Origin of the sequence: Halopiger xanaduensis SH-6 (genome assembly GCF_000217715.1) — an archaeon.
Lineage (GTDB): Archaea > Halobacteriota > Halobacteria > Halobacteriales > Natrialbaceae > Halopiger > Halopiger xanaduensis.
Window position 1 is genome coordinate 3,373,828 of sequence record NC_015666.1, and the last position, 14,198, is coordinate 3,388,025.

Genomic DNA, 14,198 nt, shown 5'->3' on the forward strand with positions numbered 1-14,198 from the left:
GATCCCCGATCGGCAGTGATTCTGCGATCGCGGGTCGGTGATGCTTCGGAAAGATTATGTTTTTGTCCTATCACGTCGATCGTATGCCCTCCGCTGCAAGTGCGAACGGTCCGGCAGCCGTCGATGCCGTCGTCCGGCGGTACGGACGGATGCAAGGAGTACTGAAGGTGAGCGTCGCGGCCGTCTCGGTCGTCGCCGTCCTGGCCGCGTTCGCCGCGCTCCCGTACCTCGTCGCCCTGTGCCTGTCGCTCGGCGCGCTCGTCCTCCTCAGCGTGCCGCTTTTCACCACGGCTGGGACGATCCGCCTGCGGACGGAGGCCGACCTCGAGACGGTCCGGCGCGACTTCGCGGGCGAGCGGCCGCCGATTCTTCCCTTCCACTGGGGACTCGCCGATGCCGTTCGCTCGACCGATGGCGGCACCGACTACGAAATCCCGTATCTGTTCGGTCTCCGGTCCGTTACGATAACGGTCGAAACCCGGACCGTCTCGGACGATCCGGACGCCGACCTCGAGATCGAGGTCAGGGAAGCCGACCGTCCGTGGGGAACGTATTCGGTCGCGCTCGAGGAACGGGACGACGCGACGCACGCGACGGTCGAAGTCGAGTCGGATCGTCGGTTCCCGCTCAACCGGCTGCCACAGACGATCGCTACCGCTCGCTACCAGCAGATGGCGTACGAAGCGCAGGGGTACGTCGTCGTCGAATACGACCGCTCGATCGGGCCCTTCTCGTAGCGATTGGACAGCGGACCCAAACCGAGTCCGAGCAATAACGTGTCCACGCAATCACTCGAGCCGGCTCACATCCGCAGCGCTGCGTCGGGCTCGAGCGCGTCGATCACGCGGCAGGCGTTCTTCGAGAACACGCGCCGCAGCATGTCCTCGGAGACGTCCAGCGTCAGGATCTCCATGACTGCCACGTTCGGGTGGCAGGCCGGCGCACCGCTGCCGAAGAACACGCGGTCCGGGTGTTCGAGGACGGCCCGCTCGAGCAAATCGCGGTAGCGGACGAAGCTCGTCTCGAGGTAGCAGTCGTCGTACTCGTCCAGCAGGTCGATCATCTCGTGCATCAGCGACCGGTCGAGCGGGTGGCCGCCGAAGTGGGCGACGACGACCGGGAACGACCGCCCGAGCAGCATCTCGGCGAGTTCCGCGGGCGGGGCGTCGACGCCGGCCCGGACCAGCAGGGGGAGGCCGACGTCCTCGAGAACGTCGAGCACGTCCTCGTCGGGGTAGTCGTCGACCGTCGGATCGAAGACGAAGCCGTGGAACCGGTCGTCGTAGGCGTACTTCTCGACGTCGCCGGGCGTCGTGTGGTACTCCTTGCGCCGGCTGACCGCGTTCCGAAGCCGACCGGTCGGACTCCCCTCCGGTCGTCGCGTCCCGTTGATTCGGGCGAACGCGACGAACGGCCGGTCGACGCTGCGGCGCGCGACGCCGTTGTTCGGCGCCAGATAGCTCGTCTCCGCCGCCGCGGGTGGAAAGACGATCGATCTGGTGATTCCCGCCTGGTGCATCTCCCGTTCGAGTCGATCGGGCGTGATCGCGTAGCCGCGCGGGGTCCCATCCCTATCCCCGTCGTCCGGCTCGAGCCGGGCGTAGACGTCGACGACCCGAAACCCGTGTTCCAACTCCAGCATTCCCACCGGGCTCTTCGGAAGCGACCCATATTTTGCTACCGGCTTCGCCGCCGTGCAGTGGTGTGGCGACGGTTCCCACCGCAATCGCCAGACGGAGCGGTGACGGTAGGGAAACTTTTATATAGAAGTGCTGGTGACATAGGTAGTGAGGATTCAACTATGGCACAACAGCGACGCATGGGCGGACAGCCTATGTTTATCATGAGCGAGGATAGCCAGCGAACGCAGGGCCGCGACGCCCAGTCGTCCAACATTATGGCCGGCAAGGCGGTCGCCGAGTCGGTCCGGACGACCCTGGGCCCGCGCGGGATGGACAAGATGCTCGTCGACTCCGGCGGGGACGTCGTCATCACCAACGACGGCGCGACCATCCTCGAGGAGATGGACATCGAGCACCCCGCGGCCCAGATGATCGTCGAGGTCGCCGAGTCCCAGGAGGAGGAAGTCGGCGACGGTACGACGACCGCAGCCGTGATCGCTGGCAACCTGCTCGGCGAAGCCGAGGACTTGATCGAGCAGGACGTCCATGCGACCACCATCGTCGAGGGCTACCACGAGGCCGCCGAAATCGCCCTCGAGGCCATCGACGAACAGGTACAGGAGGCCGACGTCGACGACGAGATTCTCAAGCAGGTCGCCGAGTCCAGCATGACCGGTAAGGGGACCGGCGGCCTGACCGCCCGCTCGCTGGCCGAGACGGTCGTCGAGGCCGTCCGCCACGTCGACACCGACGCGGGCGTCCAGCGCGATAACATCAACGTCCACACCCAGCTCGGCGCGTCCTCGAACGCGACCGAACTGATCCCCGGCATCGTCGTCGACGAGGAGCCCGCCCACGACGCCATGCCGACCGAGGTCGAGGACGCCTCGATCGCCGTGCTCGACGTCGAACTCGACGTCCGCACCGGCGAGGTCGACGCCGAGTACGCCATCGACTCGATCGACCAGCTCAACGCCGCCATCGACGCCGAGGAGAGCGAACTCCAGGGCTACGCCGAGACCGTCGTCGACAGCGGCGCCGACGTCGTCTTCACGACCGACGACGTCGCCGACCGCGTGGCCAACGCGCTCGCCAAGGAGGGCGTCCTCGTCTTCGACGACCTCGGCGACAGCGACGCCAAGCAGATCGTCTCCGCGACCGGCGCCACCCGCGTCGGCGCCCTCGAGGACCTCGAAGAAGCCGACTTCGGCGAGGCCGAGCGCATCCGCACCGACTCCTTCGGCGACGACGAACTCGCGTTCGTCGAGGGCGGCGCGGCCGCCGAGTCGGTCACCGTCTTCGTCCGCGGCGGCACCGAGCACGTCGTCGACGAGCTCGAGCGCGCGATCGGCGACGCGCTCGACGTCGTCGCGACCGCGCTCGACTCGGGCGAGGTCGTCCCCGGCGCCGGCGCGACCGAGATCGCCATCGCGGATAAGATCCGCGAGGAGGCCGCCGCCGTTGAGGGCCGCAAGCAGCTCGCCGTCAACGCCTTCGCGGACGCGCTGGACGTCGTCCCGCGCACGCTGGCCGCCAACACCGGTCAGGACCCGATCGACGCGCTCGTGGACCTCCGCGCCGCCCACGAGTCCGAGGGTCGCGCCGGCCTGATCACCAGCGGCGAGGACGTCTCGATCGACGATCCGTTCGAACACGGCGTCGTCGACCCCGCCGACGTCAAGCGCGAGGCCGTCGAGAGCGCCACCGAGGCCGCGACGATGATCGCTCGCATCGACGACGTCATCGCCGCCGAGTAACGTCGCTGTTACCCGTTTTTCGCTCGTTTTCTTCGCGGCCGCACCACTCGTCGACAGCTCCGAACCTATCAAACGGCCATCAGTGTTAAGTATTGACATGCGATAGCTCCGACTATGTCCGGAACAACTCCGCCGGATCGACCGACGCCGGTCGGCGACACCGCCGAACGGACGGTCTACTACGACCCCGACCGCGGCACGTACCACACGCGGTGCGACGCCGACGCCTACGAACCGGTGAGCACGGCGCTGTTGCTGACGGTGTCGTCGGTACTCGGCGTCGAACCGGACGACCTCGAACCCCTCTCGGAGTGCGTCGATCCGGATTCGCTGAACTCGCTGTTCGCCAATTGGCGCGCGGACGAACCGCGAGTCGGGGACGGCACGGTGTCGTTTACCTTCTCGCAGTGCGGCGTGACGATCCACGCCGACGGCGAGATCGTGATCGACCCCGATCCCGACGCCGCACCGGGGCCGGTGTCCGACCGGGAGTCGGAACCGTAGCAGACCGGCTATTCCCGCTGATCGCGGTCGGCGTCACTGTCGGACGGCGGCGCTTACTCGAGCCCCTCGAGCACGACTCGATCGCCGGGCTCGAGGCCGAACGCGTCGTCCCCGCGACCCCGATTGACGTCGAGTTCGACGTAGCCGTGGCTACCGACGGTCGCGAGTCGCTCCCCTTCGGGAACCGCAGCGAACGTGTCGCCGACGGGGATCGACTCGCCGTTCGCGTTAATTCTGTCGCGACCCTCGAGGAATTCGCCGGGGACGTTCGTGATGACGTTCCCGAAGCCGTCGACGACGAGCACCTCGCCTTCTGCGCGGTCGTCCGCAACCGTCGCGTCGGGCAACTCGAGGTCGACGAGATCCTCGGTCGAGGTGGGCGAGAGGTACTCGAGCGCCTCGAGGTTCTCGCGGTCCGTCCCGCGGACGTCGGCCGCCGCGGGCGCGAACACATCCCGGCCGTGGAAGGTGTTGCTCGCGGGTCCCTCGCCGGCGCCGGTGCCGTCACTCTCGCCCGAACTGCTGCCGATCGCCGACGGCACCGACGGTGCCGGCGTCCCGGTCGTCGGTTCGATCGGCCCGATTTCGGTGTCGTCGATGACGTAGGCCTCGAGCGGGCCGTCGCCCGCGAGTTCTCTCGCAACCGGTCGCAGGACGCCGTTGTCGGGGCCGACGAGCGCGTGGTCGCCGGCGCGGAGTACGATTGCGTCGCGGTCGGTACCGACGCCGGGGTCGACGACCACAAGGTGCGTCGCCGGCGGGTAGTAGGGCAGCACCTCCCGGAGCCAGAAGGCGGCGGCCCGGACGTCCTGTCGGGGGAAGTCGTGGGCGATATCGACCAGTCGCGTGTCGGTCCGCTGGAGGATTACGCCCTTCATCGCCGCCGGGTACGGGGTTCCGAAGTCCGACGCGATCGTGATCATGTGCGGTCGTACGGCACCGGGACTGAAAGTCGGCGCGTTTGCTCTCGAGTCGCCGGAACCGACGGGAAAAATGAGGGCGAGAACGGGATTGGACTCGGCCGGCCCGCCGGAGGACCCCTGGGGACGCGAGCGCGGTCGGAACGTCAGTTGCCGTTCGAGTCCGTCTTACTGACCATCTGTATCCGCTCGATCCCGTCGATCTCCTCGACGACGCCGACGACAGCCTCGGGGACGAGCGACTCCCAGTCCCCGTCGTCGATCATCCGCTGGCGGACCTCGCTGCCCTCGAGCACCTCGCGGTTGAACATCGGCGACTGGCGGATCTCGATGCCGGCCTCCCGGAACAGCTGGATGACGAGCGGGTTGTTCGAGTAGGCGACGTCGAAGTCGGGGCTCATGCTCTGGACGTGGCTCACCCACACCGAGTTGCGGTCGAGGTCCTCGATCGGGACGGCGTAGGTCACGAGGTCGTAGTCGACGAGCGACTTCGTGATCATCATGATCCGCTCGCCGGCGGTGAACGGATTCCGGACGGAGTGGGAGTCGTCGGCGCTTCCGATGCCGAGGACGAGTTCGTCCACCTCGTCGGCGATCTGTTCGACCATGCTCAGGTGGCCGTTGTGGAACGGCTGGAAGCGTCCGATGTAGAACCCGCGGGTCATTGCCGAGAACTGCTCCGCCCCGGCGCTTAAGCGTGGCGAGTCGCGGACGGGAACGATTCTCGAACGACCGCCAGTTGACATTTAGTGGGGCACCCTAATCGTATAAAGTTCGCACCGAAACCGATGTTGCTAAACGCGACCGTGGACGCCTGTACGCTCCGTTTTCCACCACTGTCACCATCCTCCGCATGGAGAAAGTATATCAGTCGCAATCCCTTCGAAACAGGTACCGAACAGAGTTCTATGAGTAACGATACGAACGTTGACGACCCTCCCGAAGACGCTCCATCTGCCTCCGAGGAGAGCGAGCAGGACACCCGCTCGCAGGAGCGAGAGCAGGAGCAAACGGAGCGTCAGGGAGCCCGACCGTCGCTCGAGGAGGATGGTCGGCGTGGTGACGTCGACGACACCGAGACCGCCGACGACCCGGTCGACGGGGTGAACCCGGCGACGGAGGTCGACGAATCCGCACCCGAGACGGACGACGGCGTCGAGACCGTCAACGACCTCGGCAGCGAGGTCGACGTCGACCCCGGCGTCGAGATCGACGAGGAGAACGCCGAGGACCATCTCCTCGGCGGTCTCCAGATCGACTCGACAGACGACATCGAAGTGCCGGACCGACTCGTCGATCAGGTCATCGGCCAGGACGAGGCACGAGATATTATCATCAAGGCGGCCAAGCAGCGCCGCCACGTCATGATGATCGGCTCCCCGGGGACGGGGAAGTCGATGCTGGCGAAGGCGATGAGCCAGCTGCTGCCCCAGGAAGACCTGCAGGACGTGCTGGTCTACCACAACCCCGACGACGGGAACGAGCCGAAGGTTCGGACCGTTCCCGCGGGGAAGGGCGAGCAGATCATCGACGCTCACAAGGAAGAGGCCCGGAAGCGCAACCAGATGCGGTCGATCCTGATGTGGATCATCATCGCGATCGTCATCGGGTACGCGATCCTCGCCGCCAACATTCTGCTTGGCATCCTCGCGGCGGGTATCATCTGGCTGATCTTCCGCTACACCTCCCGCGGCACGGACGCGATGGTGCCGAACATGATCGTCGACAACGGCGACAAGCGCACCGCGCCCTTCGAGGACGCGACCGGCGCCCACGCCGGCGCGCTGCTGGGCGACGTCCGCCACGACCCCTTCCAGTCCGGCGGCATGGAGACCCCGAGCCACGACCGCGTGGAACCGGGCTCCATCCACAAGGCCAACAAGGGCGTGCTGTTCGTCGACGAGATCAACACGCTCGACATCCGGACCCAGCAGAAGCTGATGACGGCGATCCAGGAGGGCGAGTTCTCGATCACGGGCCAGTCCGAGCGCTCCTCGGGCGCGATGGTCCAGACCGAGCCCGTCCCCTGCGACTTCGTCATGATCGCGGCCGGGAACCTCGACGCCATGGAGAACATGCACCCGGCGCTGCGGAACCGTATCAAGGGGTACGGGTACGAGGTCTACATGGAGGATACCATCGAGGACACCCCCGAGATGCGGCGCAAGTACGCCCGGTTCGTCGCCCAGGAGGTCGAACGCGACGGCCGCCTGCCCCACTTCACCGACGAGGCCGTCGAGGAGATCATCCTCGAGGCCAAGCGCCGCTCGGGTCGGAAGAACCACCTCACGCTGCACTTCCGTAGCCTCGGCGGGCTGGTCCGCGTCGCCGGCGACATCGCCCGCGCCGAGGACCGCGAGTACACTACCCGCGACGACGTGCTGCAGGCCAAGGACCGCTCGCGCTCGATCGAGCAACAGCTCGCCGACGACTACATCGAGCGCCGCAAGGACTACGAGCTGCAGGTCAACGAAGGCGGCGTCGAAGGCCGCGTCAACGGCCTCGCCGTCATGGGAGAAGACTCCGGGATCATGCTCCCCGTGATGGCCGAGATCGCGCCCGCGCAGGGCGGCGGGCAGGTGATCGCCACCGGCAAACTGCAGGAGATGGCCGAGGAATCGGTCCAGAACGTCTCCGCGATCATCAAGAAGTTCTCCGACGTCGACCTGTCGGAGAAGGACATCCACATCCAGTTCGTCCAGGCCGGCCAGCAGGGCGTCGACGGCGACTCCGCCTCCATCACGGTGGCGACGGCCGTCATCTCCGCCCTCGAGGACATCCCGGTCGACCAGTCGGTCGCGATGACCGGCTCGCTCTCGGTCCGGGGCGACGTGCTCCCGGTCGGCGGGGTGACCCACAAGATCGAGGCGGCCGCGAAAGCCGGCTGCTCGAAGGTCATCATCCCGAAGGCCAACGAGCAGGACGTGATGATCGAAGACGAGTACGAGGAGATGATCGAAATCATCCCGTGTGCGAACATCAGCGAAGTGTTAGACGTCGCGCTGATGGGCGAACCGAAGAAGGACTCGCTGGTCGATCGCCTCAAGTCGATCACCACCAACGCGTTCGAACAGAACCAGGGGACGGTCGGCTCCGCGAGCGGGTCGAACCCGAGTCCGCAGTAACCCGACGCCATAACGATAGCGATGGCTGACTGGGCGGCGTTCACCGGTATCACGGGCGTCGTCCTCGTTTTGCTGCTCGTTTTATCCCACCTGACGCAGTCGACGTTTTCCGAGTCCGAGGCCGATTCCGATACCGAGCCCGAGAGCGATCGCGACGGTGCCGACGGTTTCGGAGCCGACGCAATCAGTTCCAGCGACGGTCCTGCGGCTGACCGAGACCCACGCGACACCGGTGACGATACCGGCAGTCTCGACGCCGCGACCGACGCTGACGAGCCCGATCCCGGTCTCTTGCCCGACGCCGACGCGTTCGAGAGCGATGCCGACGACACCGACGCGGCGTCTCGAGCCGGCGATCCCTCGAGGCCGTCCGACGAACGCCTGAGCGCCGACGAGCGCCCGAACGGCGGCCAGCAGGCCGGCCTCGAGAACGGCTCGGCGTACGGTCGGAGACACGGCCACAGCCACGGTCCCGGCGACGCGATCGATCCGGGCAACCTCTCGACCGGCATGCTGCTCGCGAACGTCGCGCTGTCCCAGGGGCTGTTCGCGCTCGTCTTGCTCGGCGCGGTGATCTACACGGGCGTTCCGCCCGACGCGTTGGGGATCGAGTTCTCCGTCGCGTACCTCCGTCAGGGGCTGCTGCTCGGGACGGGGGCGGGGCTCGTCCTCTACGTCGGGAACGAACTCGGCGCGGCGGCCGCGACCCGGCTCGGCTTCGACCACGACGAGGAGTTACGTGAGCTGCTGGCGCCCGATTCGCTCGCCGGCTGGGCGGTCCTCCTGTTCGGCGTCCTGCCGATCATCGCCGGCTTCGAGGAACTGCTCTTTCGCGCGGCGCTGATCGGTGCCGTCTCGACCGGCTTCGGCGTCTCGCCGTGGGTGCTGGCGGTCGTCTCGTCGCTCGCGTTCGCGGTCGGCCACGGCATGCAGGGCTCGGTCGGCGTCGTCGTCACCGGACTGCTCGGGTTCGTCCTCGCGGCGGTCTTCATCGTCACCGGCAGCTTCCTCGTCGTCGTCGTCGCCCACTACCTCATCAACGCCCTCGAGTTCGCCGTCCACGAGGGGATCGACCTCGAGTGGACGGGCGGGCTCGAACGCTGAGCGAACGTCAAGGGCTAAGGGGACTGGGGCCGACGGTTTCGAGCAGGAATGGACGGAACCGATCTCGGCGGCGAGTCGGCGACGATCAGTCGCGCGGTCTTTCTCGCGGTGGCGCTTTACTTCGCGCTGGTAGCCTACGGGACGATCGCGAACGAACCGCTCGCGACGTACGCCGCGGCGTTCGTCTTCGGCGCGATCGCCCTCGGCCTCGGGGCGATCCTCTATCTCCGGTGGGGACGACGGTCGTCGACGGTACTCGCCGCTGCGGTCTGTCTCGCGGTCGGCGGGGTGCTCCAGTTCGCCTACCTGTTTTCGCAGTCGGCGGCGCTGGACAGCCTCTCGTCGCTGGTCGTGTTCGCCGGCGTCGGCCTGTACGTGTACGCCGCGTGGACGGCCGAATAGCCGACGTTGCAGTCGCGACTCGAGCGTGCCTAGAGAGCGGAATGAGAACGAACCGGCCGAGCTACGATGAGTCGCCTTCGCGCCGATCGTACACGCGAACCGCCCGATCGTGGCGAACCGAGACGCCGTTCGGATTCCGCCGCGTCGACCGGTCGGTGTAGCGCGCGCGAACGCCGTCCCGGAGCCCGCCGCCGACGTTCGTGACCACGTCGATCCCGTTCGAGAGCCAGCCCGTCGGCGTCGCATCGCCGGAGAGGATGCCCCGGACGCTCGTGACGCCGTCTCGGAGCGCACTGCCGGCCGTTCGCGCGAGCACCGTCGGCCGCAACCCGTAGTTCTTCGCGAGTCGGTAGGCCAGCGATCGGTAGGCCGCTCCCCAGTCGCGTTCGGCGGTTCCCCCGTCGGTGCCGACGTCCCGACGGACGGCCATCTCCATCGCCCAGTCGACCTCGAACCCCAGCGCCGCGACCCGGTGGGCGCAGTCCCGTGCGCCGCCCGTCTCGAGGTACTCGTCGAACCCGTCTAACGCCTCGAGGACGGTGCGGTCGAACGCGACGTTGTCGCCGTCGAAGAGGGTAACGTCGCGGCCGGCGACCGTTCGCGATTCCCGCGGATCGTCGACGTCGTCGAACCGCGCTTCGCCGGTAACGGGGCCGGTGACGACGTCGACGGTGGGATTCTCGTCGGCATCGGCGTCCCCGAGGTGCCGTTCGATAGCGCCGTACCACCCCTGTTCGATCGTGTACTCGCCGTCGAGAAACGCGACGACGTCGCCGGTCGCAGCCTCGAGCCCCGCGTTCCGGGAGACGTTCTGGTTCCGCTCGGAAATTTCGACGAGGACGTCGATGTCGGTTCGTTCGCGGACGACCCCGGTGGTGCCGTCCGAGGAGGGGCCGTTGACGACGATCACCTCCGTCGAGGGCGGCGTTCGCTCGCGGAGCGCGTCGAGACACGAGAGTAACTGCTCTCGGTCGTTCAGCGTCGAGACGACTACCGAGAGCTGCATATATCACAGTAGACCCGCTCGAGCGTAAAAATAGGATGGGTTCGACGGCGATCCTGAGACACGGTCTCGTCGCCCTCGACGTCGACCCGTCGAATGGCGGTCTCGAGCGACCGAGCAGCGGCTCGGACGGTTGCCCGAGCAGCACGAATCGGCAGCTGAACCGGACGAACCGACAACCGGCCCGCCCCTCAGCGAAGCTTCGTATTCCAGTACGAGACCGACGCGAAGTGATCCGTAACCGGATGGCCGCCGATCGCCTCGTCGATCGCTCGGATCGGCGACGCGAGCGCGTTCGGGATCGCCCGGTAGAGGCCGTACGGAGCGAGGAAGTCGTCCTCCACGTCCACTAGCGTCAGGTTCGTCTTCGCGAGCAACTCGCTGACCTCGCTCTTCGAGTAGAGACGCGACCCCATCGGCAGCGCCCAGTTGTAGATGCTGCGGGCGCTGAAGCGGTTGAACGTATCGAAGACGATCTGGTCGCGCGAGACCCGGCGCATCTCCCGGAGGAACGCCTCGGGATCGTCCGCGAGATGGAAAAAGCGCATCGCGATGACCGTATCGAAGTGATCGTCGGGGAACGGCAGCCGTCCGGCGTCGCCGCGCAGGAACTCGAGGGTTCCCGCGAGGTCTGCGTTCCGGGCTTTCGTCCGCCCCTGCTGTAACATCGCCGCCGAAATGTCGAGTCCGACGACGTCGGCGCCCTGCTCGGCCAGCATCACCGTAAATCGCCCGGTACCACAGGCGATTTCGAGGATCGATCGATCCTCGACCGGCATGATCGCCTCGAGGACCGCCTGCTTCTCGCGGCGGTCGATCAGCTGTCCGCCCTTGGAGAAGCGCTTATCGTCGTACTCCTCGGCGACGTCGTCGGCTTGGTACCACTCCTGTCCTTTCACACTGGGCGCAACTACAGTAGCCGGAGGATAAAACGATACTGGACTTTATCGAGACAGGTCCGGCATCTGATCCGTCGATCGGCACCTCGGTAGCACGACGCGATCGTAATACGTGCGGTTCGATGATAGTGCTCACTGATCACATTAATATCCCTTATACAAACTACAGTATTCGTATCCACATATAGGGAAGCTTTACCAGCTATCGGGCCGCCGAGTGTGGTATGAGCATGAGTACCGCAGAGGACCGCGACGTCGCTGCCGAGGAGACGCTGTCGGAGGAGGAATACCGCGACCGCCTTCGCGACCTGCCGCCGAGCGCGAAGCTCGTCGCGAAAGTCCTCGAGACCGATTCACCGCTCTCACAGGGCCAGCTCGCCGAGGAATCGCTGCTTCCCGATCGCACCGTCCGCTACGCCCTCAATCGGCTCGAGGACGTCGACCTCGTCGGTTCCCGCTACAGTTTCCGCGACGCCCGCAAGCAAGTGTACTACCTGAAACACTAGCTTCCCGAACGCGGACGCGGATACAACTGCTCGTGTCTCGAGGGGTGACACGGGGGTCGGGGTCGAAACCGGTTTCGACTCCGATACGCAGTTTCATTTTCTGCCCGCCGTAACTGCGACGCATGGAGATCCGTCGCTGTTCCGTATCGTTGCCGTCCGGAACGAGTGCGCCGGGCGGCGAGACGAATGCGTACGTCCTCGGCCGCGATCCGGCAGCGCTCGTCGACCCCGCCGAGAGATCGGACGCACTCGATCGACTGGTCGCCGACGCGAGGATCGAACACGTCGTCGTTACGCACGCCCATCCGGACCACGTCGGCGCCGTCGCGGCCTACGCCGCCGAGACGAACGCGACCGTCTGGGCCAGAGCGGGCCGGACGGACCGCTTCCGAGCGGCAACCGGCGTCGAACCCGATCGCGAGCTACGGGCCGGGACGATCATCGAACTCGAGAGGGAGGAAGACGGAGACGAGCGAGCGGGAAGCGCCGACGAGCGGATTCGCGTCCTCGACGCGCCCGGTCACGCGCCCGACCACGTCGCCCTCGAGGCCGGCCGCGACGGGCCGATCTGCTGTGGCGACTGCGCCGTCCGCGACGGCAGCGTCGCCGTGACCGCGCCGGAGGGCGACATGCGCGCGTACCTGACGACCCTTCGTCGACTGCGCGCGATCGATCCGCCGCGACTGTATCCGGGCCACGGGCCGCCGATCGACGCGCCGCGAGAGACGCTCGAGCGCCTCCTCGACCACCGCCGGCAGCGCGAGCGGCGGATCCTCGAGGCGGTCGCGGGCGGTGCAGGGACGCTCGAGCAGATCCTGGACGCCGCGTACGACAAGGACCTGACCGGGGTCCGCGACCTCGCAAAAGCGACGGTCGTCGCGCACCTCGAGAAACTCGCCGTCGAAGACCGCCTCGAGTGGGACGGCGAGCGAGCGCTCGTCTGAACCGGGTACGGCGCTGGACTGAAACCGAGCGGACAGCGACTGACTTTTCTTTCGTCGGGACCTCGATCGACCCGTGCAATCGCTCGAGGCCGAACTCGAAGCGGCGCGGGAGCTGTCGGTCGACGACCTCGCGGACGCGATCGAGTCGATCGGCTTCGAGTGTACCCGCTGTGGCGCCTGCTGTACGGGCCACGGCGACGACGAACACACGGCCACTGTCTTCCCCGACGAAGTGCGCCGGCTCGAGGACGCGGCCGTCGACGCCGACTCGCCCGGCGCCGCGGCGACGATCGGCAAAACGGATCTGGTTCCGCCGGCCGACGACCGCGAGTGGCGCGACGTCGCGCGGCCGATGCCGTACGGCCTCTCGGAAGGCGACGACGGCCTCGAGGGCGAGACCTTCGAGTGGGCACTCCAGACCGACGGCTGCGGCGACTGCGTCTTCTACGCCGAGGACGACGACGGCACGGGTGCCTGCGTCGCCCACGAGGACAGGCCGCTGATCTGTCGCACCTACCCCTTCAGCGTCGCCTTGGCCGGGACCAGTCAGCCGATGGGTGAAGCCGTCGACGAAGAAGGCGTCGTCCGCGCCCACGAGTGCGAGGGACTCGGCCGGGACATCTCCCGCGAAGACGCCGCGGCTCTCGCCCGCACGCTGAAAGAGCGAGCCGTCCGCGAACTCGAGGAAGCGATCGCGGTTCGAGACGAGTACGAACCCGCCAATCCCGACCCCGGCGAGGTCGTCGTTCACGACTCGGAAGGCGCGAAGCGGATCGACGGGACGCCGCTCGAGACGGAAGCGGGAGCGGGTTCGGAGACGGACCGTCGCTAACCGCTTCGTTTCGCTCGCGCTCGGCGGCCGGCCTCGAGTCCGACAGCTATCGGAACGGGCTCGTACGGTACGGAAACACGGAGCGGCGACGGAAATCGGTTATGCGCCCGCTGACGTCGTCGTACGTTCGGAACGCGACGTCTGCAAGATCCCGTACGCGCTGACGAGAGACAGGATCGCGACGAGGATGCCGGCCGCGCCGTTGACCTGCAACACGAGCGGGCGGCTGACGCCGAAGACGAACGGCGCCGCGGCCGTCCAGATCCCGAGCAGCGCCAACAGGCCGGCGAGGACGATGATCGGCTTGTCCTGGCTGATCCGAACCGCGTGAATCGACGCGAGCGCGCTCATCGTCGCTCCGATCAGGAAGTTGTGGATTCCCATCCAGCCGGTGATGGTAAACACGGCCACCGAGACCATGACGAAGGCGCTGATGCCCGCCGCGAGTCCCGCCGTTCGTTCTGCCAGTACTAACGTGCCGTCGCGGTCGGTTTCGCCCATAACACTTTCAATATAGGGCGTGCATCCGTTTCTGCTTGTCGTTCGATTGACCCGTTTTTCGGTAATTCGATCGATCGCA

At 66.8% G+C, this 14,198-nt stretch carries 15 protein-coding genes; 9 read left to right on the forward strand and 6 right to left on the reverse strand.

Features of this window, described 5'->3' with window-relative positions:
• Window positions 1-83: 83 nt before the first annotated feature.
• Window positions 84-737 (forward strand): hypothetical protein, encoded by a 654-nt coding sequence (locus HALXA_RS16380; RefSeq protein ID WP_013881510.1) that lies wholly within the window; start codon window positions 84-86, stop codon window positions 735-737.
• Between the two features lie 65 nt (window positions 738-802).
• Here the strand turns inward: HALXA_RS16380 and HALXA_RS16385 are convergent, their stop codons facing one another.
• Window positions 803-1,642 (reverse strand): amidohydrolase family protein, encoded by an 840-nt coding sequence (locus HALXA_RS16385; protein WP_013881511.1) that lies wholly within the window; start codon window positions 1,640-1,642, stop codon window positions 803-805.
• A gap of 192 nt (window positions 1,643-1,834) precedes the next feature.
• Between HALXA_RS16385 and thsA the strand changes: the two genes are divergently transcribed.
• Together thsA and HALXA_RS16395 are read left to right on the forward strand one after the other, a co-directional pair.
• Entirely contained in the window at window positions 1,835-3,379 is a 1,545-nt protein-coding gene (gene thsA, locus HALXA_RS16390; RefSeq protein ID WP_049895345.1) for a thermosome subunit alpha, read from the forward strand.
• Window positions 3,380-3,493: 114 nt separating this feature from the next.
• Complete coding sequence (locus HALXA_RS16395) at window positions 3,494-3,883, forward strand: HalOD1 output domain-containing protein (protein WP_013881513.1); 390 nt, start codon at window positions 3,494-3,496, stop codon at window positions 3,881-3,883.
• A gap of 53 nt (window positions 3,884-3,936) precedes the next feature.
• Here the strand turns inward: HALXA_RS16395 and HALXA_RS16400 are convergent, their stop codons facing one another.
• Together HALXA_RS16400 and HALXA_RS16405 are read right to left on the reverse strand one after the other, a co-directional pair.
• Window positions 3,937-4,806 carry an SAM hydrolase/SAM-dependent halogenase family protein gene (locus HALXA_RS16400; protein ID WP_013881514.1) on the reverse strand — a complete coding sequence of 290 codons (870 nt, stop codon included), beginning with the start codon at window positions 4,804-4,806 and terminating at the stop codon, window positions 3,937-3,939.
• Between the two features lie 143 nt (window positions 4,807-4,949).
• Window positions 4,950-5,468: a nicotinamide-nucleotide adenylyltransferase gene (locus HALXA_RS16405; protein ID WP_013881515.1), complete on the reverse strand. Its 519-nt coding sequence runs from the start codon at window positions 5,466-5,468 to the stop codon at window positions 4,950-4,952.
• A 243-nt stretch (window positions 5,469-5,711) separates the two neighbouring features.
• On the opposite strand from HALXA_RS16405, the gene lonB reads away from it, so the two are divergent.
• From lonB to HALXA_RS16420, 3 genes are read left to right on the forward strand one after another with little or no spacing between them, the layout of a single operon-like run.
• Complete coding sequence (gene lonB, locus HALXA_RS16410; RefSeq protein WP_013881516.1) at window positions 5,712-7,928, forward strand: ATP-dependent protease LonB; 2,217 nt, start codon at window positions 5,712-5,714, stop codon at window positions 7,926-7,928.
• Between the two features lie 21 nt (window positions 7,929-7,949).
• The gene (locus HALXA_RS16415) at window positions 7,950-9,032 is read left to right on the forward strand and encodes a CPBP family intramembrane glutamic endopeptidase (RefSeq protein WP_013881517.1); all 1,083 of its coding nucleotides are present in this window, start codon (window positions 7,950-7,952) and stop codon (window positions 9,030-9,032) included.
• A gap of 48 nt (window positions 9,033-9,080) precedes the next feature.
• Complete coding sequence (locus HALXA_RS16420; RefSeq protein ID WP_013881518.1) at window positions 9,081-9,434, forward strand: hypothetical protein; 354 nt, start codon at window positions 9,081-9,083, stop codon at window positions 9,432-9,434.
• A 61-nt stretch (window positions 9,435-9,495) separates the two neighbouring features.
• Here the strand turns inward: HALXA_RS16420 and HALXA_RS16425 are convergent, their stop codons facing one another.
• Both HALXA_RS16425 and HALXA_RS16430 read right to left on the reverse strand, forming a co-directional pair.
• Window positions 9,496-10,440: a glycosyltransferase family 2 protein gene (locus HALXA_RS16425; RefSeq protein WP_013881519.1), complete on the reverse strand. Its 945-nt coding sequence runs from the start codon at window positions 10,438-10,440 to the stop codon at window positions 9,496-9,498.
• Window positions 10,441-10,628: 188 nt separating this feature from the next.
• Window positions 10,629-11,336, reverse strand: a complete 708-nt coding sequence (locus HALXA_RS16430) for a class I SAM-dependent methyltransferase (protein WP_013881520.1) — start codon at window positions 11,334-11,336, stop codon at window positions 10,629-10,631.
• 224 nt (window positions 11,337-11,560) lie between these two features.
• Here HALXA_RS16430 and HALXA_RS16435 point away from each other — a divergent pair, with 224 nt between their 5' ends.
• The 3 genes from HALXA_RS16435 (at window position 11,561) to HALXA_RS16445 (ending at window position 13,618) form a co-directional block, all read left to right on the forward strand.
• On the forward strand, window positions 11,561-11,842 hold the full coding sequence (locus tag HALXA_RS16435; protein WP_013881521.1) for a MarR family transcriptional regulator: 282 nt from the start codon (window positions 11,561-11,563) through the stop codon (window positions 11,840-11,842).
• 122 nt (window positions 11,843-11,964) lie between these two features.
• Window positions 11,965-12,786, forward strand: a complete 822-nt coding sequence (locus HALXA_RS16440; RefSeq protein ID WP_013881522.1) for an MBL fold metallo-hydrolase — start codon at window positions 11,965-11,967, stop codon at window positions 12,784-12,786.
• Window positions 12,787-12,859: 73 nt separating this feature from the next.
• On the forward strand, window positions 12,860-13,618 hold the full coding sequence (locus HALXA_RS16445) for a YkgJ family cysteine cluster protein (protein WP_013881523.1): 759 nt from the start codon (window positions 12,860-12,862) through the stop codon (window positions 13,616-13,618).
• 99 nt (window positions 13,619-13,717) lie between these two features.
• Here HALXA_RS16445 and HALXA_RS16450 read toward each other — a convergent pair whose 3' ends face one another.
• Window positions 13,718-14,119 carry a hypothetical protein gene (locus HALXA_RS16450; RefSeq protein ID WP_013881524.1) on the reverse strand — a complete coding sequence of 134 codons (402 nt, stop codon included), beginning with the start codon at window positions 14,117-14,119 and terminating at the stop codon, window positions 13,718-13,720.
• Window positions 14,120-14,198: the final 79 nt, after the last annotated feature.